This is a genomic window from Mycobacterium sp. NGS22, assembly GCF_059813095.1.
The window spans coordinates 35985-55220 of the sequence record NZ_JCALDY010000026.1; the positions used below are offsets into that span (position 1 = coordinate 35985).

At 64.2% G+C, this 19236-nt stretch carries 20 protein-coding genes; 13 read left to right on the forward strand and 7 right to left on the reverse strand.

Translation table 11 applies throughout. The features are described 5' to 3' along the window. Window positions 1-320: 320 nt before the first annotated feature. The 5 genes from nrdH (at window position 321) to AC5Y47_RS20735 (ending at window position 5760) form a co-directional block, all read left to right on the forward strand. Window positions 321-560, forward strand: coding sequence for a glutaredoxin-like protein NrdH (nrdH, locus tag AC5Y47_RS20715; protein WP_499946130.1), 240 nt, complete (start codon window positions 321-323; stop codon window positions 558-560). A 39-nt stretch (window positions 561-599) separates the two neighbouring features. Further along, window positions 600-1061: a class Ib ribonucleoside-diphosphate reductase assembly flavoprotein NrdI gene (gene nrdI / locus AC5Y47_RS20720; protein WP_499946131.1), complete on the forward strand. Its 462-nt coding sequence runs from the start codon at window positions 600-602 to the stop codon at window positions 1059-1061. Beyond that, on the forward strand, window positions 1031-3196 hold the full coding sequence (gene nrdE / locus AC5Y47_RS20725) for a class 1b ribonucleoside-diphosphate reductase subunit alpha (RefSeq protein ID WP_499946132.1): 2166 nt from the start codon (window positions 1031-1033) through the stop codon (window positions 3194-3196). The genes nrdI and nrdE overlap by 31 nt, the downstream gene beginning before the upstream one ends. Window positions 3197-3312: 116 nt before the next feature. Beyond that, window positions 3313-4056 carry a TetR/AcrR family transcriptional regulator gene (locus tag AC5Y47_RS20730; protein WP_499946133.1) on the forward strand — a complete coding sequence of 248 codons (744 nt, stop codon included), beginning with the start codon at window positions 3313-3315 and terminating at the stop codon, window positions 4054-4056. A 147-nt stretch (window positions 4057-4203) separates the two neighbouring features. Then, window positions 4204-5760 (forward strand): flavin-containing monooxygenase, encoded by a 1557-nt coding sequence (locus tag AC5Y47_RS20735; protein ID WP_499946134.1) that lies wholly within the window; start codon window positions 4204-4206, stop codon window positions 5758-5760. Here the strand turns inward: AC5Y47_RS20735 and AC5Y47_RS20740 are convergent. Further along, complete coding sequence (locus tag AC5Y47_RS20740; RefSeq protein WP_499946135.1) at window positions 5750-6289, reverse strand: TetR/AcrR family transcriptional regulator; 540 nt, start codon at window positions 6287-6289, stop codon at window positions 5750-5752. The genes AC5Y47_RS20735 and AC5Y47_RS20740 overlap by 11 nt on opposite strands. Continuing rightward, complete coding sequence (locus AC5Y47_RS20745; RefSeq protein WP_499946136.1) at window positions 6273-6719, reverse strand: SRPBCC family protein; 447 nt, start codon at window positions 6717-6719, stop codon at window positions 6273-6275. The genes AC5Y47_RS20740 and AC5Y47_RS20745 overlap by 17 nt, the downstream gene beginning before the upstream one ends. 80 nt (window positions 6720-6799) lie before the next feature. On the opposite strand from AC5Y47_RS20745, the gene AC5Y47_RS20750 reads away from it, so the two are divergent. The 4 genes from AC5Y47_RS20750 to AC5Y47_RS20765 all read left to right on the forward strand — a co-directional run bounded on the left by AC5Y47_RS20750 (window position 6800) and on the right by AC5Y47_RS20765 (window position 10468). Then, window positions 6800-7864, forward strand: a complete 1065-nt coding sequence (locus AC5Y47_RS20750) for a YncE family protein (RefSeq protein ID WP_499946137.1) — start codon at window positions 6800-6802, stop codon at window positions 7862-7864. A gap of 50 nt (window positions 7865-7914) precedes the next feature. Next, window positions 7915-8688 (forward strand): alpha/beta fold hydrolase, encoded by a 774-nt coding sequence (locus AC5Y47_RS20755; RefSeq protein WP_499946138.1) that lies wholly within the window; start codon window positions 7915-7917, stop codon window positions 8686-8688. Between the two features lie 109 nt (window positions 8689-8797). Continuing rightward, entirely contained in the window at window positions 8798-9772 is a 975-nt protein-coding gene (gene nrdF, locus AC5Y47_RS20760) for a class 1b ribonucleoside-diphosphate reductase subunit beta (RefSeq protein WP_499946139.1), read from the forward strand. A 345-nt stretch (window positions 9773-10117) separates the two neighbouring features. Then, window positions 10118-10468, forward strand: a complete 351-nt coding sequence (locus AC5Y47_RS20765; protein ID WP_499946140.1) for a DUF732 domain-containing protein — start codon at window positions 10118-10120, stop codon at window positions 10466-10468. 46 nt (window positions 10469-10514) lie between these two features. Here the strand turns inward: AC5Y47_RS20765 and AC5Y47_RS20770 are convergent, their stop codons facing one another. Both AC5Y47_RS20770 and AC5Y47_RS20775 read right to left on the reverse strand, forming a co-directional pair. Then, a complete protein-coding gene (locus AC5Y47_RS20770; protein WP_499946141.1) occupies window positions 10515-11276 on the reverse strand; it encodes a DUF1684 domain-containing protein in 762 nt (253 codons plus the stop codon). A gap of 116 nt (window positions 11277-11392) precedes the next feature. Further along, window positions 11393-11809, reverse strand: a complete 417-nt coding sequence (locus tag AC5Y47_RS20775) for a hypothetical protein (RefSeq protein WP_499946142.1) — start codon at window positions 11807-11809, stop codon at window positions 11393-11395. A 683-nt stretch (window positions 11810-12492) separates the two neighbouring features. On the opposite strand from AC5Y47_RS20775, the gene AC5Y47_RS20780 reads away from it, so the two are divergent. Both AC5Y47_RS20780 and AC5Y47_RS20785 read left to right on the forward strand, forming a co-directional pair. Continuing rightward, complete coding sequence (locus tag AC5Y47_RS20780) at window positions 12493-12825, forward strand: hypothetical protein (RefSeq protein WP_499946143.1); 333 nt, start codon at window positions 12493-12495, stop codon at window positions 12823-12825. Window positions 12826-12897: 72 nt separating this feature from the next. After that, a complete protein-coding gene (locus tag AC5Y47_RS20785) occupies window positions 12898-13302 on the forward strand; it encodes a hypothetical protein (RefSeq protein WP_499946144.1) in 405 nt (134 codons plus the stop codon). On the opposite strand, the gene AC5Y47_RS20790 is transcribed toward AC5Y47_RS20785, so the two are convergent. The 3 genes from AC5Y47_RS20790 to AC5Y47_RS20800 form a co-directional block, all read right to left on the reverse strand. After that, on the reverse strand, window positions 13303-13527 hold the full coding sequence (locus tag AC5Y47_RS20790) for a hypothetical protein (protein ID WP_499946145.1): 225 nt from the start codon (window positions 13525-13527) through the stop codon (window positions 13303-13305). It abuts the gene before it with no gap. A gap of 112 nt (window positions 13528-13639) precedes the next feature. Further along, window positions 13640-14680 (reverse strand): NAD(P)-dependent alcohol dehydrogenase, encoded by a 1041-nt coding sequence (locus AC5Y47_RS20795; RefSeq protein ID WP_499946146.1) that lies wholly within the window; start codon window positions 14678-14680, stop codon window positions 13640-13642. A gap of 283 nt (window positions 14681-14963) precedes the next feature. Beyond that, window positions 14964-16040, reverse strand: a complete 1077-nt coding sequence (locus AC5Y47_RS20800) for an iron-siderophore ABC transporter substrate-binding protein (protein ID WP_499946147.1) — start codon at window positions 16038-16040, stop codon at window positions 14964-14966. 197 nt (window positions 16041-16237) lie between these two features. Between AC5Y47_RS20800 and ctaD the strand changes: the two genes are divergently transcribed. After that, window positions 16238-17998: an aa3-type cytochrome oxidase subunit I gene (gene ctaD, locus AC5Y47_RS20805; RefSeq protein WP_499946148.1), complete on the forward strand. Its 1761-nt coding sequence runs from the start codon at window positions 16238-16240 to the stop codon at window positions 17996-17998. 15 nt (window positions 17999-18013) lie between these two features. Then, on the forward strand, window positions 18014-19236 hold a 1223-nt coding region (serB, locus tag AC5Y47_RS20810), incomplete at its 3' end, for a phosphoserine phosphatase SerB (RefSeq protein ID WP_499946149.1).

Below are 19236 nucleotides of genomic sequence, written 5' to 3' on the forward strand. Positions count from 1 at the left end.
TGCGACACGCCGACGACACGCCCGGCTCAGGCTTACGACCTGGGAATTTCAAGAATGTTGTTTCGAACATCTTGTATCTCATTGTGTTATCACCCCCTAGGTGTAGTGTTCCGAGGACCGGCAGATCCCAGGTTCACCGGGTCCCCACAGGTCAGCGAGGGCACGATGAGCTTCCCGGAATCGGCGTCGAAGGGTCAGGCGACCCGGAGTCCGCAGCACGGGAATCTGGAAGCCTGCCGGAGCGCTGAAAGTAGTGCAGAAGTACCACCAGAGTCGTTGCCAGTCCCGTCGAACTTCCCCCGCAAAGGAGCGGTACGCCCATGAGCATCACCGTTTACAGCAAGCCGGCTTGCGTGCAGTGCGTCGCCACCTACAAGGCGCTGGACAAGCAGGGCGTCGCCTACCAGAAGGTGGACATCACCCTGGACACCGAGGCGCGCGACTACGTGATGGCGCTCGGTTATCTGCAGGCGCCCGTCGTGGTGACCGAGCACGACCACTGGTCCGGTTTCCGGCCCGACCGCATCAAGGCACTCGCCGACTCGGCGTTGAGCGCCTAGAGCGGGCAGACGAACAAGTAAGGAAGGTTGCGGTGTGTGATGGACATCTCGGACATCCCCGGGCGCAACCTGGTGTACTTCTCGTCCGTGTCGGAGAACACCCACCGCTTCGTGCAGAAGCTGGGTGTTCCCGCCACGCGGATACCCCTGCATGGCCGCATTGAGGTCGACGAGCCGTATGTGCTGGTGCTGCCGACCTACGGCGGCGGGCGGGCCACCCCGGATATCAACGACGGCGGCTACGTCCCCAAGCAGGTCATCGCGTTCTTGAACAACGAGCACAACCGCTCGCTGATCCGCGGAGTCATCGCCGCGGGCAACAACAACTTCGGTGCCGAATTCGCCTACGCGGGCAACGTGGTGTCCCGCAAGTGCGGTGTTCCGTACCTGTACCGCTTCGAACTCATGGGCACCCAGGACGACGTCGACGCCGTCCGTGCGGGCCTGGCTCAATTCTGGAAGGAACAGACGTGCCACCAACCGTCACTGCAGAGCCTGTAACCACCGGCACGCACGCGTTGCAGAACGAAACGGATTATCACGCGCTCAACGCGATGCTGAATCTGTACGACGCCGACGGCAGGATTCAGTTCGACAAGGACGTGCTGGCTGCCCGCCAGTATTTCCTGGAGCACGTCAACCAGAACACGGTGTTCTTCCACAATCAGGACGAGAAGCTCGACTACCTGATCCGCGAAAACTATTACGAGCGTGAGGTTCTCGACCAGTACTCGCGCAACTTCGTCAAGACGTTGCTGGACCGCGCGTACGCCAAGAAGTTCCGCTTCCCGACGTTCCTGGGCGCATTCAAGTACTACACGTCCTACACACTGAAGACCTTCGACGGAAAGCGCTATTTGGAGCGCTTCGAGGACCGCGTCGTCATGGTCTCGCTCACCCTTGCGGCCGGTGACACTGCCCTGGCCGAGAAGCTGGTGGACGAGATCATTGACGGCCGGTTCCAGCCGGCCACCCCGACGTTCCTGAATTCGGGGAAAAAGCAACGGGGAGAGCCGGTCTCGTGCTTTCTCCTTCGCATCGAGGACAATATGGAGTCGATCGGCCGCTCCATCAACTCCGCACTGCAGCTGTCCAAGCGAGGCGGCGGAGTTGCGTTGCTGCTGACCAACATTCGCGAGCACGGCGCGCCGATCAAGAACATCGAAAACCAGTCCTCGGGCGTCATCCCGATCATGAAGCTGCTGGAGGACTCGTTCTCCTACGCCAACCAGCTGGGTGCGCGGCAGGGCGCCGGCGCGGTGTACCTCAACGGACACCACCCCGACATCTACCGCTTCCTGGACACCAAGCGGGAGAACGCCGACGAGAAAATCCGGATCAAGACGCTGAGCCTGGGCGTGGTGATCCCTGACATCACCTTCGAGCTGGCCAAGAAGAACGAGGACATGTACCTGTTCTCGCCGTACGACGTCGAGCGCGTCTACGGGATGGCCTTCGCCGACATCTCGGTGACCGAGAAGTACTACGAGATGGTCGACGACGCACGCATCCGCAAGACCAAGATCAAGGCGCGCGAGTTCTTTCAGACGCTGGCCGAGCTGCAGTTCGAGTCCGGTTACCCGTACATCATGTTCGAGGACACGGTGAACCGGGCCAATCCGATTGAAGGCAAGATCACCCACTCGAATTTGTGCTCGGAGATCCTGCAGGTGTCGACGCCGTCGTTGTTCAACGAGGACCTGTCCTACGCCAAAGTGGGCAAAGACATTTCGTGCAACCTGGGGTCGCTGAACATCGCCAAGACGATGGACTCGCCGGACTTCGCCCAGACGATCGAGGTATCGATCCGCGCACTGACCGCGGTGAGCGACCAGACCCACATCACCTCGGTGCCCTCAATCGAGCAGGGCAACAACGATTCTCATGCGATCGGGCTGGGGCAGATGAACCTGCACGGGTACCTGGCGCGCGAGGGGATCTTCTACGGTTCCGAAGAAGGCATCGACTTCACCAACATCTACTTCTACTCGGTGCTCTACCACGCGCTGCGGGCCTCTAACCGCCTCGCCATCGAACGTGGCACCCACTTCAAGGGTTTCGAGAAGTCCAAGTACGCCTCGGGGGAGTTCTTCGACAAGTACACCGAACAGGTGTGGGAGCCGCAGACCGAGAAGGTGCGTCAACTCTTCGCCGACGCGGGGATTCGCATCCCGAACCAGGACGATTGGAAGCGGCTCAAGGAGTCGGTGCAGCAGCACGGCATCTACAACCAGAACCTGCAGGCGGTGCCACCGACCGGGTCGATCTCTTACATCAACCACTCGACGTCCTCGATCCACCCGATCGTGTCGAGGGTGGAGATCCGCAAGGAAGGCAAGATCGGCCGGGTCTACTACCCGGCGCCGTACATGACCAACGACAACCTGGAGTACTACCAGGACGCGTACGAGATCGGCTACGAGAAGATCATCGACACCTACGCCGCGGCCACTCAGCATGTGGATCAAGGTCTTTCGCTGACTTTGTTCTTCAAGGACACCGCCACCACCCGTGATGTCAACAAGGCGCAGATCTACGCCTGGCGCAAGGGCATCAAGACGCTGTACTACATCCGGCTTCGACAGATGGCGCTGGAAGGGACTGAGGTGGAGGGTTGCGTCAGCTGCATGCTGTGAGCGCCCGCGCCGAGTGTGCCATCCACGACGGATCAGCGCGTGTTGCGTCGTGACATTCACGCTCGGCGCAGCGAGGAACGGCAGGTCAGCGGCGCCCAAGCGGTAAGGTGCTTGACGTGGTGCGAGTGCCTCGACCTTCTTTACCTCACCCCGGCCCCAAGCCGGCGGTGAAAGTCGACGCGCGCAGCGAACGTTGGCGCGAACACCGCAAGAAGGTACGCAACGAGATCGTCGATGCGGCGTTCCGGGCGATCGACCGGCTCGGTCCCGAGCTGAGCGTGCGGGAGATCGCCGAAGAAGCGGGCACCGCCAAGCCGAAGATCTACCGGCATTTCACCGACAAGTCCGACTTGTTCCTGGCCATCGGGGAGCGGCTGCGGGACATGCTGTGGGCGGCGATCTTCCCGTCCATCAACCTGGCCACCGACTCGGCGCGCGAGGTGATCCACCGCGCGGTCGAAGAGTTCGTCAACCTGCTCGACCAGCATCCCAATGTGATGCGGGTGTTTATCTCGGGCAGCTCCAGCGCGCAGTCGAACGCGACGGTGAAGACCCTCAATGAGGGCCGGGAGATCACGCTGACCATCGCGGAGATGTTCAACAACGAGCTGCGCGACATGGAGCTGAACAAGGCGGCGTTGGAACTGGCTGCGTTCTCGGCGTTCGGCTGCGCCGCCTCAGCCACCGAGTGGTGGCTGGGTCCCGGACCCGACAGTCCCCGCGCCATGACACGCGAGCAGTTCGTGGCGCAACTGACCACGATCATGATGGGCGTCATCGTCGGCACCGCCGAAACGATGGGCATCACGCTGGACCCGGACAAGCCCATCCACGACGCGCTGCCCGCCGCTCTGCCGTGAGCTGACTCGCACCCGCGTTGACATCGCGGAGGCGGAGGATAAGATTCGGACTAACCGATACCCGTGGTACTGGGTATCTGCGTTTCAGCGGTCGACCCGGGCCGTCCGACGGTCTCGGGGCGGCCACGACAAGAGAGATCAGTAACCATGACTGACGTCGTGACGCCGGCGGTAGAAGAATCCGGCAAACCTCGGTCGGACAAACCGCCGGTACACACCCGGGTCCTGATCATCGGCACCGGGTTCTCCGGGCTCGGCATGGCCATCGCGCTGCAGAAGCAAGGGGTCGATTTCGTCATCCTGGAAAAGGCCGCCGATATCGGCGGGACCTGGCGGGACAACACCTACCCCGGATGCGCCTGCGACATCCCCTCGCATCTGTACTCGTTCTCCTTCGAGCCCAAGCCCGACTGGAAGAATCCGTTCTCCTTCCAGCCCGAGATCCTGGATTACCTCAAGGGCGTCACCGAGAAGTACGGACTGCGTCGACACATTGAATTCAACTCGCTGGTCGACCGTGGCCACTGGGACGACGACGAGTACCGCTGGCATGTCTTCACCGCCGACGGACGCGAATACGTCGCGCAGTTCCTGGTGTCAGGGGCGGGGGCGCTGCACATCCCGTCGTTCCCCGACATCGACGGACGCGACGAATTCCTGGGTCCGGCGTTTCACTCCGCGGAGTGGGACCACAGCGTCGACCTGACCGGTAAGCGGGTCGCGATCATCGGCACCGGCGCCAGCGCCATTCAGATCGTGCCCGAGATCGTCGGTGACGTCGCCGAACTGCAGCTCTACCAGCGCACCCCGCCGTGGGTGGTGCCGCGCTCGAACCCGGAGATCCCCAAAGCGCTGCGGACGGCAATGGAGAACGTTCCGGGGTTGCGTGCGCTGGTGCGTCTGGCCATCTACTGGGGGCAGGAGGCGCTGGCGATCGGCATGACCAAGCGGCCGAATGCCCTGAAATTCATCGAGGCGTACTGCAAGTGGAACGTGTTCCGGTCGGTGCGGGACCGCGAACTGCGCCGCAAGTTGATCCCGAACTACCGCATCGGCTGCAAGCGCATCTTGAACTCGTCCACCTATTACGCAGCGCTTGCCAGCCCGAATGCCGAGGTCATCACCGATGGCATCGCGAAGATCACTCGCGACGGGATCCTCACCCACGACGGCCGCGAGCGGAAAGTGGACGTCATCGTCTACGCCACCGGCTTTCACGTCACCGACTCCTACACCTACGTCGACATCAAGGGCCAGCACGGTGAGGACCTGGTGGACCGCTGGAACCGCGAGGGCATCGGCGCCCACCGCGGTGTCACCGTCGCCGACGTGCCCAACCTGTTCTTCCTGCTGGGACCCAACACCGGCCTGGGGCACAACTCGGTGGTGTTCATGATCGAGTCCCAGATCCGCTACGTCGCCGACGCGATCGCCAAGTGCGACAAGAAGGGCGCGCAGGCGCTGGCTCCCACCCGCGAAGCGCAGGACCGGTTCAACGACGCGCTGCAACACAAGTTGTCCGAGTCGGTGTGGAATACCGGCGGGTGCGCGAGCTGGTATCTGGACGAGCACGGCAAGAACACCGTGTTGTGGGGCGGATACACCTGGCAGTACTGGCGGGCCACCCGATCGGTCAAACCCGAGGAGTACCAGTTCTTCGGGGTCGGCAAGGACGCTCGCCGCGAACTTTCGGCTAGTGCCTGAGCAGGTTCTCGAAGGCCTTCGCGGCCGCGTCGACGCCGGCTTCGTCGTCGGTGGCGACGAGGTCGAGTAACAGTCCGCGGATCACGGCGAGCCCCAGTCGCACCATTGCACGATCGGCGGTTCCGGCGGTGACGTCGTCGGCCTCGGCAAGCCACCCGTCGACAGCGCCGGGAACCATCTGCCCGAACGGGGTTTCGCCCTGCGCCGCCCGCGAGTAGCACTCGAAGAACAACCGTTCCAGCCGTCGCAGTTCGGGTCGGCGGACGTCGGCCCACATGGCGGCGAAACTGTCGGCCGGGCCGGGCGGCAGTTCGGGCAGCAACCCCATCTGTCTGCGCTCGACCTGCTCCACCACCGCCACCAACAGATTTTCCCGAGAACCGAAGTGGTGCAACAGCATTCGATGGCTGGTACCGACGGCCGCGGCGACATCGCGCAGCGAGCGGTCACCCACACCGCGCGTGGCGAACTCCTCGACCAGGGCGTCCAGCAGCTGTTGGCGCCGTTGAAGGTCAGGCGTGCGGACCATGCGCGCGGCTGCGCTCCTCGGCCCGGCGCTTCAGGCCGCTGGCCTCCATGGCGAGGTAGCGCCTAGTCATGTTGGTCATCAGCCGGCCTATCAACGCGCCCAGCACGCCGGACTGCTCGATCTGTTGACGGACCAACGTGGTGCCGTCCGTTCGGGGGATGACGTCGTGGCGTGCGCGCGCCAGGGCGCCGGGGGAGCGCTGTTCCCAGGTCCAGGACACGCCTGGCTCGATGTCGGTCACCGTCCACACCAGCTTGCCCATCCGGGGTTGCTTGATCGCGAACCGCTTACCGACGGCGAGAGCGGGCCCGTCCAGTGCGGCCAGCGAAGTGACCGACTCGGTCCACTCCGGCCACCGTTGGACGTCGCTGAACACCTCCCATACGGTTTCCGGCGGTGCATCGATCTCGGCGCTGTGCTCCGTATTCATGTACCAGATGGTACATGATTCATTGCAGCTTCGCCTACGGCTCAGGTATTGCGTGGCCCACCAGTGGGTATCACCCGCGTGTGATTCGAAAGCTGTGCGCCGGTTTGGCTTTGCTCGCGTTAGCGGCTTGCGGCCACAACGACGCGGCGACGTCGGCTGCCGGGTCGACCACGACCGGCATGCTGCCGGCGGGGGTGCCGACCGAGGGCAGCCGTCCGCCGGCCGTGAAGTTGCCGACGGCCGCCGAACCGCTCAAGGCGCCGGCGCCGGATGCGCCGGTGGGGCGGACCATCGCGGTGGGGCATACCCCGGAAGGAATCGTGGTCGATGCACCGACGCGGACGGTCGCCGTCGCTACCCATGATCCCAACGAGCTGGTGTTCCTCAACGCCGATTCCGGTGCCGTCACGGGCCGAATTCCGTTGCCGGGCAGAGTTCGTCATCTTCAGCTCGCGGCCGCCGGCGGTCCGGTACTGGTTCCGGTCGAGTCGGCCGATTCGCTGGTGCGTGTCGACCTGCCGTCTGGGCCCGCGCACGCGCCGATCCGCACCGGCACCGAACCGCACGACGCCGCCGCGGCATCCAACGGGACCGTCTTCGTCGCCAACGAACTCGGTGGCACCGTGGCCGTGTTGCGCGGCGAGCAGATCGTGAAGGTCTTCACCGACAGCGTTCAGCCGGCCGGGACCGCGGCGGTCGGCACCTCGATGGGCGTGGTGGACGTACGCAAGAACGACCTCACCGTCTACGACGCCGAACGCTTGACCATCGTCGGTTCCGCCCCGGCCGGCGCGGGACCCACCCACCTGGTCGCCGACCGACATGGGCGGATGATCGCGATCGACACTCGCGGCAACGCCGTCCGACTGTTCACGCCGCTACCCACACCCCGCGAGGTGGCCAGATTCGACCAGGCCGGCGGCCCGTACGGGGTCGCCTACGACTGGTCGCGTGACCGGCTGTGGGTGGCGTCGTCGGGCACCAACGAAGTCGTCGGCTACGACATGAGCGGACCGAATCCTGTTCCGATGCAACGCTTTCCGACAGTGCAGAATCCGTACACGCTCGGAGTCGACCCGGCCACCGGCAGGTTGTTCGTCGCCGGAGTGTCCGGCGGGGTGGTGCAGATCATCGACTCGGGTTGAGCCGCCGGCCGCTGGGTACCCCGCCACGACACGAGGGGGAGCAAGCAGCGATGAAGTTCATCCGCCGGGGATCCGGTCGACCGCTGCTGCTGGTGCACGGCCTCGGATCCAATTGGCGCAACTGGGAATCCGTGCTGCCGCAGCTGACGGCACGCCGGGACGTGATCGCGGTGGACCTGCCGGGGTTCGGTGACAGCGCGCCGCTGCCGGGGGAGACCACCATCGCCTCGCTGACCGATGCCGTCGAAGCCTTCATCGCCGCGCACCGCCTCGGTGATATCGACATCGTGGGCAGTTCGATGGGCGCCCGGATGGTCCTGGAACTGGCGCGACGAGGCCACGCCGGGACGGTGGTGGCGCTCGATCCCGGCGGCTTCTGGACCGACGCGCAACAGAAGGTCTTCCACGCGACCATCGGCGCATCGATCGCGCTGATCCGCCGCATCCAGCCGCTGTTACCGGCGCTGACCCGCAGCAGCGCCGGCCGGACCGCGCTGCTGCTGCAGTTCTCGGCCCAACCGTGGCGCCTGTCGCCCGACCTGGTGCTGCAGGAACTGCGGAGTTTCGACCGCGCGACGCGCCTCGACGAAGCACTGCACGCGCTGGTCCATGGTCCCAAGCAGCAGGGCGCGCCGGCCGGGTCGCTCAACGGTCGCGTCGTCATCGGCTGGGGCCGAAACGACCGCGTGACACCGCCCAGCCAGGCCCGCCGCGCTCGAGAAGCGTTTCCCGACGCCACGCTGCACTGGTTCGAGCGGTGCGGGCACTTCCCGCACTGGGATCAGCCCGAGCGCGCTGTCCAGCTGATCCTGGACTCGACATAGCGACACGCGAACACAACCCCTTGTGTTGCACGGGCTTGTCGGACCCCAGGGGTAGTGTTTGTGGCCTAAGCAACACAGCCCCATTCGGCCTGGTGAAGTGGAGTTCGGCGTGACTGGAAATGCAAAGCTGATCGACCGCGTCTCAGCGATCAACTGGAACCGTCTGCAGGACGAAAAAGACGCCGAGGTGTGGGACCGGCTGACCGGCAACTTCTGGCTGCCGGAGAAGGTGCCGGTGTCCAACGACATTCCGTCCTGGGGCACGCTGACCGCCAACGAGAAGCAGCTCACCATGCGGGTGTTCACCGGCCTGACCATGCTGGACACCATCCAGGGCACCGTGGGTGCGGTCAGTCTGATCCCCGACGCGCTGACCCCGCACGAGGAGGCGGTGTACACCAACATCGCGTTCATGGAGTCGGTGCACGCCAAGAGCTACAGCCAGATCTTCTCCACCCTGTGCTCGACCGCCGAGATCGACGACGCGTTCCGCTGGTCGGAGGAGAACCCGAATCTGCAGCGCAAGGCCGAGATCGTGCTGGAGTACTACCGCGGTGACGAACCCCTCAAGCGCAAGGTGGCCTCCACACTGCTGGAGAGCTTCCTGTTCTACTCCGGTTTCTACCTGCCGATGTACTGGTCGAGCCGGGCCAAGCTGACCAACACCGCCGACATGATCCGGCTGATCATTCGCGACGAGGCGGTGCACGGCTACTACATCGGCTACAAGTACCAGCGCGGTCTGGCGCTGGAGGACGAGGCGAAGCGTTCGGAGCTCAAGGACTACACCTATGAGCTGCTCTTCGAGCTCTACGACAACGAGGTCGAGTACACCCAGGACCTCTACGACGACGTCGGGTTGACCGAGGACGTCAAGAAGTTCCTGCGCTACAACGCCAACAAAGCGCTGATGAACCTCGGGTACGAGGCGCTGTTCCCGCGCGACGAGACCGACGTCAACCCCGCGATCCTCTCGGCGCTGTCACCGAACGCCGACGAGAACCACGACTTCTTCTCCGGGTCGGGGTCGTCGTACGTGATCGGCAAGGCTGTGGTCACCGAGGACGAGGACTGGGACTTCTAAAGGCGCAGCTCAGCGGGCGTTAATTTCCGCCGCGAGGTTCAACGCCAGCTAACGGACTGCGCAGGTGCTGCTATCAGTGCGGCGGCACTTCTTGCCCACATTGCGACCTGCTCTAGTGAGCTGGCACTCGTGCAGGCTTATGAGACCAAGCAAGGCAAGCGCTACCGGGTCGTCGGCGCGTCACCCCGTGGATTGTTGCGCCCGTCGGCTGCTGCCAGCAGGACTTTCTTAACCCGACTCGAAACGTGTCACGGCGACGCTGGAGTCACACTAATGTACGAGCTTGGCGGGTCGGAACCGCTTAGGAATGGAAGGCCAACACCTCATTAAGGGGAAAGACCCGTCATGAACACTGTCAAGACGGCAGCCTTCGTGCTGCTCATGGCTGTCGGTGTCAGCGCCGCCGGTTACGCGACTAGCGCCCCGCCAGCAGCTCAGGCCGACCCCAATTGCACAGAAGACTGTGGCGTGGACAAAGGCCAGTTCCAGTTGCCTTCTCTTTACATGCAGGGTGGCCTACAACCGCCGTTCGACATACCCCATGCGATCAGCACGTCGCATGCCATTTGCGACCGCCTGACTAAGGGAGCGACCCGCGACCAGGTTCGCTCGATTGCCGGGGACGGCTCACCACAGCAACAGGATGTCGTGATCAACGCCGCCATCAAGGTCTACTGCCCCGGAGTCAACGCATAAGGCACGCAATAGCGGCGGTGGGCCCCGGCGGGTGGGTCCGATTGACCTAGCGCGGGTTCTTCTCGCCCGCTTCGACAGCGACCGTCAGCCTGTTTTCCGGCGGGGCCACCGGGCACGTCGCGTAGTCGGTGAAAGAACACGGCAAATTCGACGCCCGATTGAAGTCCAGCGTCACCCTGCCGTCGGGACCCGGTTCGGCGACCGAAAGTGCCCGGCCGCCAGGGTATGTCGTGACGCCACTGGTTTCGTCGGTGAACAACACATGCAGGGGGCCCGAGGCCGCACCGAACGCGACGAGTTGCAGTGCGACACCGCAAAGTTCGAACTCGATGACGCCGACGGCGTTCAGATGGTGTTCGAGCCCTTCGACGACAGCACCCGTCGTCACGGTTCGGGGCCGCTCATACCGGATGAATGTGCCTGGTACTGACCAGCTTTGATCAGGAGCGTAGGTGGGGATGCCGGTGTAGGTCAGCAGGTGCGGCGACTTGGGGTCGTGCACGCGCAGCGCGGCCGAACCGGTCCTGCGAATGACCTCGATGCGGCGATCGCCGGCGTCAACCAGCAACCCCGGCGCGCCTTCGACGGGTTCGAGCCGTTCGGTTCCGTCGATGCCCTGTACATAGACGGCCTCTGCGTCCGCTCGCCAGCGACCGGGAAGATCCGCCACCTCGTCGAAATCTTCTGTTAGCCAATACAATCCGGTCAAACTCACCCAACCCAGCGGGTCGCGGTAGTACTGTTCGCGTTCTCGGTGCCAGCGTTCCCACGCCGCCTCGAATGTCTCGGCTTGCACAGGCGTCGTCATCACCGTCCTGCTCCTTTGGTTGCGTCCATGAAGGTGGGGTACGAGTCGGAGCTGATCCCGGTCACCGGCGCGTCGTAGCGGTCTCGGGAACGTAATTGTTTACTCGTCGTAGATTATTAATGCGACGGGGGTGAGCCATAGTCCTCAACATATTTAACGCAGAACTTTATCGCTTCCTTGAGTTGTTCACCTCGGTAACCTTCTGCCTGCATAGTAGCTTGGCAGCGCTTCTGAGTTTCAGACTCCCAGGGCTTTGTGGATAGCACGACGAAGAAAATACCTATAAGTATTACGACCAAAGCTGCAACCCCGAAAGCAATCATCATTTTCTTTGAGTCGGGCGAGGCGGCGGCCCATTTTTGAGAAATTGAGTCCAAAGGGGACGCTCCGACGCTACCCATGCCGCCAAGAGGGGGAGGTCCTCCAGGATCCGGCAACTTGTCGCGCCGTCCATGCCAGCGATTTCCGTCCCAATACACCTCAGAATCATTGTCATTGGGGTCCGGATACCATCCGGCGGGTTTAACAGGCATGACATCCCCTCAGGATCGGTCGACCGCCGCACGGGCCGCTGGCGAGTAAAACCCAAGTTCTAAAGCTGATTACCGGAGGATATGTCGACGTGCATCAAGCGTCCAGGAAGGATTCGTCCGAGAGCGCCATGCCAGCAAGTAATAGGTGCAACGGCCGCACAACTACGACACGGTGGCCGAGCTGGTTACCGAGCGCAGCGCCAAATCGCAGGGCCGGCTTCAAGGTCCGCAGCTAGCGAGAAGGGCGCCAACGCAGACCCAGGACGGCAGCGGCAACGGGCAGCCCATCACCTTGCACTGCTCGTCCATCATGGTCGCTGCAGCAGCACGCCAGTCAGATGCCGTTGTTTAATAGTTGAGTGCGTCCGATTTCCTTTCGCATTGGACCCATCAGGAACGCAGAATTCAATAGTCACAGCTGTCACAAAGATTTCGGGCTGTGACGACGAAAAATCAAAAATCCACGACCCAATTCAGGGAAACGGCCACGCCGATGGCTGCCGAAAGTTAATGTCGTTGCGGGGTTCGGGGCGGAGATTGCCGGGGGGCATCGCGCGTTACCGCTGGTCTATTCAGTCATAACTTGTCGTGCGCCTTGGACGAGGCATGCGCACAAACCACATCAAAGTATCCCGACGACTCCATCGTCGGGGTTCATCAATGACCCCTGCTCGGAGAACGCAATGAAGAAAACCATCATTGGCGGCATCGGCGCCGCCATAACCGCAACCGGCGCAATGTTATTCGCTGCGGCGCCGGCGCAGGCCGACGTATTCACCGTGTGCCCCTCGGGCATGAGTGGAGTTTCGACCGAAGACACCAGCTGCGCTTTTGCCGACAATGTTCGCTTCGCCTGGTACGCGCAGCCTGGAACCATCGTCACGGCATACAGCCCGGTCACTCGCGAGACGTACACGATGCAATGCACTCCGACGTCGACAACGTATTGGCTCGAGGCGAAGCGCTGTGTGGGTGTGAACTCTTACGGCACCGGATTGATCGTCTACGTCGATTAGCGCAGTCAATCGCAGATCGGCACTCCCTGGCGCCTGGCGTCGACTCATTCAAGACTTTCGAAGGAGAACTCAATGACTACTGCACCAAAGCCGGGATGGTATCCCGCCCCGAATGGCCGAGGACAACGATGGTGGGACGGCCAGGCGTGGGGTCCGGACGCCCCTCAGCCCTGGAATTCGGCGCCGCCATTTGCGCCGGCTGTGACACTTCCTCCGCAGGAGAAATCGAGCGAGATCGCTTTGCTCCTCACTGTGCTGTGGCCGGGCGGAGGACACCTCTACCTAGGCTTGACGCAAAAGGCGATCCCATATGTCGTTGCCAACGCGATCGGTCTCGCGTTCGGCTTACTGCTCTTCATTCTGCTTCCGATCGCGGTGGTGATCTGGGTGGTGACTCTGTGCATGACGGTCGGCAGCGTTTCGAGGGACACCTATTTGGTCAACGACGCAATTCGTCGCGGCCATCGCATTAATTGATCACGCGGGGTTATCACTGCCCAGACCGTTGTCGGCCAAATAGGTCACTGCAAACCACCGCCGGTGCGGGCTCTCGTATTCCTCGGTGGCAGTGGCGCGCTCCAACCGAACGTCGGTCAGGTGCGGATTCTGCGCGCGCACAGCGTCTTCGAGTGCGGCATGCAACGCATCGCCGGCCAGAGCGGCGCCGGCGAGCGCCTTTCCGTCGTATCTCGCCCAACTCACGCCCTACATCTTGCTCCGAATTCCGGCAGCAGGTGTTCGGCCCACGAACGGCGCGTTCCGGCCTGCCGTCGCCGGCACCGACGAGCACGGGGAAGCCGCCGGGGCGGCAGCCTCACATGCGTGAGATGTCGATGACGAAGCGGTAGCGCACGTCGCTGGCCAGCACCCGCTCGTAGGCCTCGTTGACGTAATCGGGTGCGATGACTTCGATTTCGGGCGTGACGTCGTGTTCGGCGCAGAAGTCGAGCATCTCCTGGGTCTCGGCGATGCCGCCGATGTTGGACCCGGCCAGGCTGCGGCGCGCCAGCGCCAGCGCGAAGGCCGGCACCGGCATGGGGTGCTCGGGAATGCCCAGTTCGACGAGCGTGCCGTCGACGTCGAGCAGACCGAGGTACTTGCTCAGGTCGAGGTTGGCGGACACGGTGTTCAGGATCAGGTCGAAGCTGCCGCGCAGCTTCTTGAAGGTCTCCGGGTCCGCGGTCGCGTAGTAATCGCTTGCCCCCAAGCGCAATCCGTCTTCCATCTTCTTCAGCGACTGCGACAGCACGCTCACCTGGCAGCCCATCGCCGCGCCCAGCTTGACGCCCACGTGACCCAATCCACCCAGGCCGATGATCGCCAACCGGGTGTCCTGGCCGGCCTTCCAGTGCCGCAGCGGCGAGAACAGCGTGATGCCCGCGCACAGCAGCGGCGCCGCCTTGTCCAGAGGCAACGACTCGGGAATCCGGACCACGAAATTCTCGTCGACGACGACGGCCTGGCTGTACCCGCCGTAGGTGCGGGTGCCGTCCTTGTCGATGCCGTTGTAGGTCATGGTCGCGCCCCGCTTGCAGTACTGCTCGAGTCCGGCCTTACAACGGCTGCACTGCTGGCAGGAGTTCACCATGCAGCCCACCCCGACGTGGTCGCCGACCTTGTGCTTGGTCACCTCGGAGCCGACAGCACTCACCACGCCCGCGATCTCGTGGCCCGGGACGACGGGGTAGCTGGGCACGCCCCATTCGGCCTTGACGGTGTGGATGTCGGAATGGCAGATCCCGGCGAACTTGATGTCGATGGCCACGTCGTGCGGCCCCGGTTCGCGGCGTTCGATGGTGGTCTTGGTCAGCGGCTCGGTGGCCGAGGTGGCGGCGTAGGCCTGCACAGTGCTCATCTGTAGATCCCTTTTTCGATTGGTTCGCTATATAAAAGCTTAGCTAAGGTAACGGTCGGGGGCCAAACGCTTATTCCACGGCCCCGGCGGCCACGCGCGAAACGCAGCGCTCAGCCCGTAATCTGTGAGTCGGATTTCTGCTGGTTGTGGGAGGTTGGGTGGTCATGTGAACGCCGAATTCGGTCCCTACCTGCTGTTGGAAGTCCTCGGCGAGGGCGGCATGGGCCGAGTGTTCCGGTGCTCGGCATCGCGATGACCCGGACGCGGGTACCCGGGCCCCCGACTAGTTGATCGGGGCGTTGATCCAGCGCAGGTCGCCGAGGATGCCTCGGGCGGCGACGAGCCCTCTGCCGGACTGCCAGATCTCGTCGTTGACGACGAAGACCCGGTTGTCCCGGTTGGCGCCCAGCTTGCGCCACGGGCCGCTGTCCAGGATGGTGCCGGCGCGGTCGGTGGCGGCCTGGGTCGCACATGACACATAGATGATGTCGCCGTCGGCTGCGGAGAAGTCCGGGTTTCTGGCCAGGTCAGCGTCCGTGCTGCCGAACTCCAGGTAGGGCTTGTCGGTGAACCGCTGAGGTCCCGGTCGGTCCACTTTGGCAGCGGTCAGCACGCTGGCCGGGAAGTTGTCGGCACCGTAGACCCGCAAAGTGGTCTCCGTCAGCTGGACCACCGAGACCTGAAAATGTGGCGCGTCGTGTTTGGCCGCGAAGTCGCCGGCGCGCTGGTTGAAGCTGTCGATCAGGGCCGCGGCGGCAGCCGCCCGCCCGGTCGCTGCGCCGACGCCGCGCAGATTGTCCATCCAGGCCGCGCCCGGTGCCGCGGTGAACACCGTCGGCGCGATCGCCGCCAGCTGCGGGTACAAGGTCGGCGTCAGCGCCACCGAACCCAGGATCAAATCCGGGCGGGCGCCGGCCACGGCCGCCAGATCCGGCGAGTCGCTCGAGCCTGCGTTGGGTGCGTCGTGCAGCGCTTTCCCCAAGTAGGAGGGGTGACTTGCGGCCGCGACGACGCGGGATTGCAGGCCCAGCGCGCACAGTGCGTCCAACTGGTCACCGGAGAGCACCACGATGCGCTGCGGGTCGGCGGGCACCTTGGCTTCGGCGGGGGTGACACCCGCGACGTTGCGCGCTGACCGGGTCGGCGGTCCGGGATCGACCGCGGCGGCTTCGGGGGCACACGACTCGTCGGGCCTGCGGTCGTTGCCCAGCACCCCGGCACCGGCGATCTGGGTGGTGGGGCTGATCAGCGAACGCGACGTCGCCGCGGACGGGTCGTCGGATCCGCAGCCACCGGCGCTCAGCACGACCGCGGCCAGGAACACGACGCCCAGACAGTGTCGCGGGCCGCCGGATCGCACGCCTTCGACGTTAACATCCGACCAGCTCAGGCCCGTCGATCGCGGCGGGCGACCGGCGTCACACGCGGCGATTACGACAGTTTGTAGGACCAGACCTTCCGCGAACCTGATCGGGGGCTAAGATTCAGAAACATGTACTGGGATTCCACCTCGGTACCGTTGTGCGCCCCTGTCCGGATGGATGTTTGGAGGAGCTGTTGACAGCCGAAGCGCCCCCGCGGGGAGAACTCGAGGCCGTCCGTCCCTACCCGGCCCGGACGGGTCCCAAGGGAAACCTGATCTACAAGCTGATCACCACGACCGATCACAAGCTGATCGGCATCATGTACTGCGTCACCTGCTTCATCTTCTTCATGGTGGGCGGGCTGCTGGCGCTGCTGATGCGCACGGAGTTGGCAAGTCCGGGTCTGCAGTTCCTGTCGAATGAGCAGTTCAACCAGCTGTTCACCATGCACGGCACGATCATGCTGCTGTTCTATGCCACGCCGATCGTGTTCGGTTTCGCAAACCTGGTGCTGCCGTTGCAGATCGGCGCGCCCGACGTGGCGTTCCCGCGGCTGAACGCCTTCTCGTTCTGGCTGTTCCTGTTCGGCGCTCTGATCGCGACGGCCGGCTTCATCACCCCGGGAGGCGCCGCCGACTTCGGCTGGACCGCCTACACCCCGCTCACCGACGCCATCCACTCACCCGGTGTCGGCGGCGACCTGTGGATCATGGGACTGGCCGTCGCCGGTCTGGGCACCATCCTCGGTGGCGTCAACATGATCACCACCGTGGTGTGCATGCGCGCGCCCGGGATGACGATGTTCCGGATGCCGATCTTCACCTGGAACATCCTGGTGACGTCGATCCTGGTGCTGATCGCGTTCCCGCTGCTGACCGCGGCGTTGTTCGGGCTTGCTGCCGACCGGCACCTGGGAGCCCACATCTACGACCCGGCCAACGGCGGAGTCCTGTTGTGGCAGCACCTGTTCTGGTTCTTCGGTCACCCCGAGGTGTACATCATCGCGTTGCCGTTCTTCGGGATCGTGACCGAGGTGCTGCCGGTGTTCTCCCGCAAGCCGATCTTCGGCTACACGACGCTGGTGTACGCGACGCTGGCCATCGCGGCGCTGTCGGTAGCGGTGTGGGCGCACCACATGTTCGCCACTGGCGCGGTGCTGTTGCCGTTCTTCTCGTTCATGACGTTCCTGATCGCGGTGCCCACCGGAATCAAGTTCTTCAACTGGGCCGGCACCATGTGGAAGGGGCAACTCACCTTCGAGACACCGATGCTGTTCTCGGTCGGCTTCCTGGTCACGTTCCTGTTGGGCGGGCTCAGCGGAGTGCTGCTGGCCAGCCCGCCGCTGGACTTCCACGTCACCGACAGCTACTTCGTCGTCGCGCACTTCCACTACGTGCTGTTCGGCACGATCGTGTTCGCCACCTACGCCGGCATCTACTTCTGGTTCCCGAAGATGACCGGCCGGCTGCTCGACGAGCGGCTGGGCAAGGTGCACTTCTGGCTGACCTTCATCGGTTTCCACACCACGTTCCTGGTCCAGCACTGGGTCGGTGACATGGGCATGCCGCGCCGCTACGCCGACTACCTGTCCATCGACGGGTTCCAGCCGTTCAACGTCGTCTCGACGGTCGGGGCCTTCATTCTCGGTGCGTCGATGTTCCCGTTCGTCTGGAACGTCTTCAAGAGCTGGCGCTACGGCGAGGTCGTCACCGTCGACGACCCGTGGGGTTACGGCAACTCCCTCGAGTGGGCCACCAGCTGCCCGCCGCCGCGGCACAACTTCACCGAACTGCCCCGGATCCGTTCGGAGCGGCCGGCTTTCGAGTTGCACTACCCGTACATGGTGGAACGGATGCGCAACGAAGCACACATCGGCCGGCACGCCACGGCCGGCGAGTCCCCGAAGGGATTCGGTCCACGCACCGAACCCGATCGCGGGACTAGTGAGCAGTAGCGGCGGCAGTCGCGGGTGAATTCCTCACCCAAAGTGTCGGTGCTGATCACGGTCACCGGCATCGATAAGCCCGGCGTGACGTCCGCGCTCTTCGAGGTGTTGTCCGGACACGGCGTCGAGTTGCTCAACGTCGAACAGGTGGTGATCCGCAACCGGCTGACGCTGGGTGTCCTGGTGTCCTGCCTGCCGGAAGTCGCCGACGGCACTTCGTTGCGCGACGACGTGCAGACGGCCGTCCACGGGATGGGCCTGGACGCGACGGTCGAGCGCAGCGGCGACGTGCCGATCATCGGCAAGCCGTCCACCCACATCATCTTCGTGCTGGGCCGGCCGATCACGGCGGGCGCGTTCGGGGCGGTGGCACGCGAGGCGGCCACGCTGGGCGTCAACATCGATTTCATCCGCGGGGTCTCGGACTATCCGGTCACCGGATTGGAGCTGCGGGTCTCGGTGCCCCCCGGCGCCTACGGTCCGTTGCAGACCGCGTTGACCAAGGTCGCCGCCGACGAGCACGTCGACGTGGCCCTCGAGGACTACGGACTGGCCTGGCGCACCAAACGGCTGATCGTGTTCGACGTGGACTCCACCCTGGTCCAAGGCGAGGTCATCGAGATGCTGGCGGCTCGCGCCGGCGCCCAGGGCCAGGTCGCGGCGATCACCGAGGCGGCCATGCGCGGCGAACTGGACTTCGCCGAGTCGCTGGAGCAGCGGGTGGCCACATTGGCGGGCCTGCCGGCGTCGGTGATCGACGAAGTCGCCGAACAACTGGAGCTGATGCCCGGCGCCCGGACCACGCTGAGGACGTTGCAGCGGTTGGGTTTTCGGTGTGGTGTGGTCTCCGGCGGTTTCCGGCGCATCATCGAGCCGCTGGCGCAGGATCTGAAACTGGACTTCGTCGCCGCCAACGATCTCGAGATCGTCGACGGCACGCTCACCGGGCGGGTTGCGGGACCGATCGTGGACCGGCCCGGCAAGGCCACAGCCTTGCGCGCGTTCGCCGCGCAGTACGGCGTGCCGATGGAACAGACCGTCGCGGTCGGCGACGGCGCCAATGACATCGACATGCTCGCCGCGGCAGGCATGGGCGTGGCGTTCAACGCCAAACCCGCGCTGCGCGAGGTCGCCGACGCGTCCTTGAGCCATCCGTACCTGGACACCGTGCTGTTTCTGCTGGGCGTGACCCGCGGCGAGATCGAGGCGGCCGACGCGGTGGACGGCGTGATGCGCCGCGTCGAGAT

Excerpts from the sequence above, each read along its gene's own strand:
- nrdH (WP_499946130.1), top strand. The coding sequence starts at position 321 with ATGAGCATCACCGTTTACAGCAAGCCGGCTTGCGTGCAGTGCGTCGCC.
- nrdI (WP_499946131.1), top strand. The coding sequence starts at position 600 with ATGGACATCTCGGACATCCCCGGGCGCAACCTGGTGTACTTCTCGTCC.
- AC5Y47_RS20735 (WP_499946134.1), top strand. The coding sequence starts at position 4,204 with ATGACTGACGTCGTGACGCCGGCGGTAGAAGAATCCGGCAAACCTCGG.
- AC5Y47_RS20740 (WP_499946135.1), bottom strand. The coding sequence starts at position 6,289 with ATGGTCCGCACGCCTGACCTTCAACGGCGCCAACAGCTGCTGGACGCC.
- AC5Y47_RS20745 (WP_499946136.1), bottom strand. The coding sequence starts at position 6,719 with ATGAATACGGAGCACAGCGCCGAGATCGATGCACCGCCGGAAACCGTA.
- AC5Y47_RS20755 (WP_499946138.1), top strand. The coding sequence starts at position 7,915 with ATGAAGTTCATCCGCCGGGGATCCGGTCGACCGCTGCTGCTGGTGCAC.
- AC5Y47_RS20765 (WP_499946140.1), top strand. The coding sequence starts at position 10,118 with ATGAACACTGTCAAGACGGCAGCCTTCGTGCTGCTCATGGCTGTCGGT.
- AC5Y47_RS20770 (WP_499946141.1), bottom strand. The coding sequence starts at position 11,276 with ATGACGACGCCTGTGCAAGCCGAGACATTCGAGGCGGCGTGGGAACGC.
- AC5Y47_RS20775 (WP_499946142.1), bottom strand. The coding sequence starts at position 11,809 with ATGCCTGTTAAACCCGCCGGATGGTATCCGGACCCCAATGACAATGAT.
- AC5Y47_RS20780 (WP_499946143.1), top strand. The coding sequence starts at position 12,493 with ATGAAGAAAACCATCATTGGCGGCATCGGCGCCGCCATAACCGCAACC.
- AC5Y47_RS20785 (WP_499946144.1), top strand. The coding sequence starts at position 12,898 with ATGACTACTGCACCAAAGCCGGGATGGTATCCCGCCCCGAATGGCCGA.
- AC5Y47_RS20795 (WP_499946146.1), bottom strand. The coding sequence starts at position 14,680 with ATGAGCACTGTGCAGGCCTACGCCGCCACCTCGGCCACCGAGCCGCTG.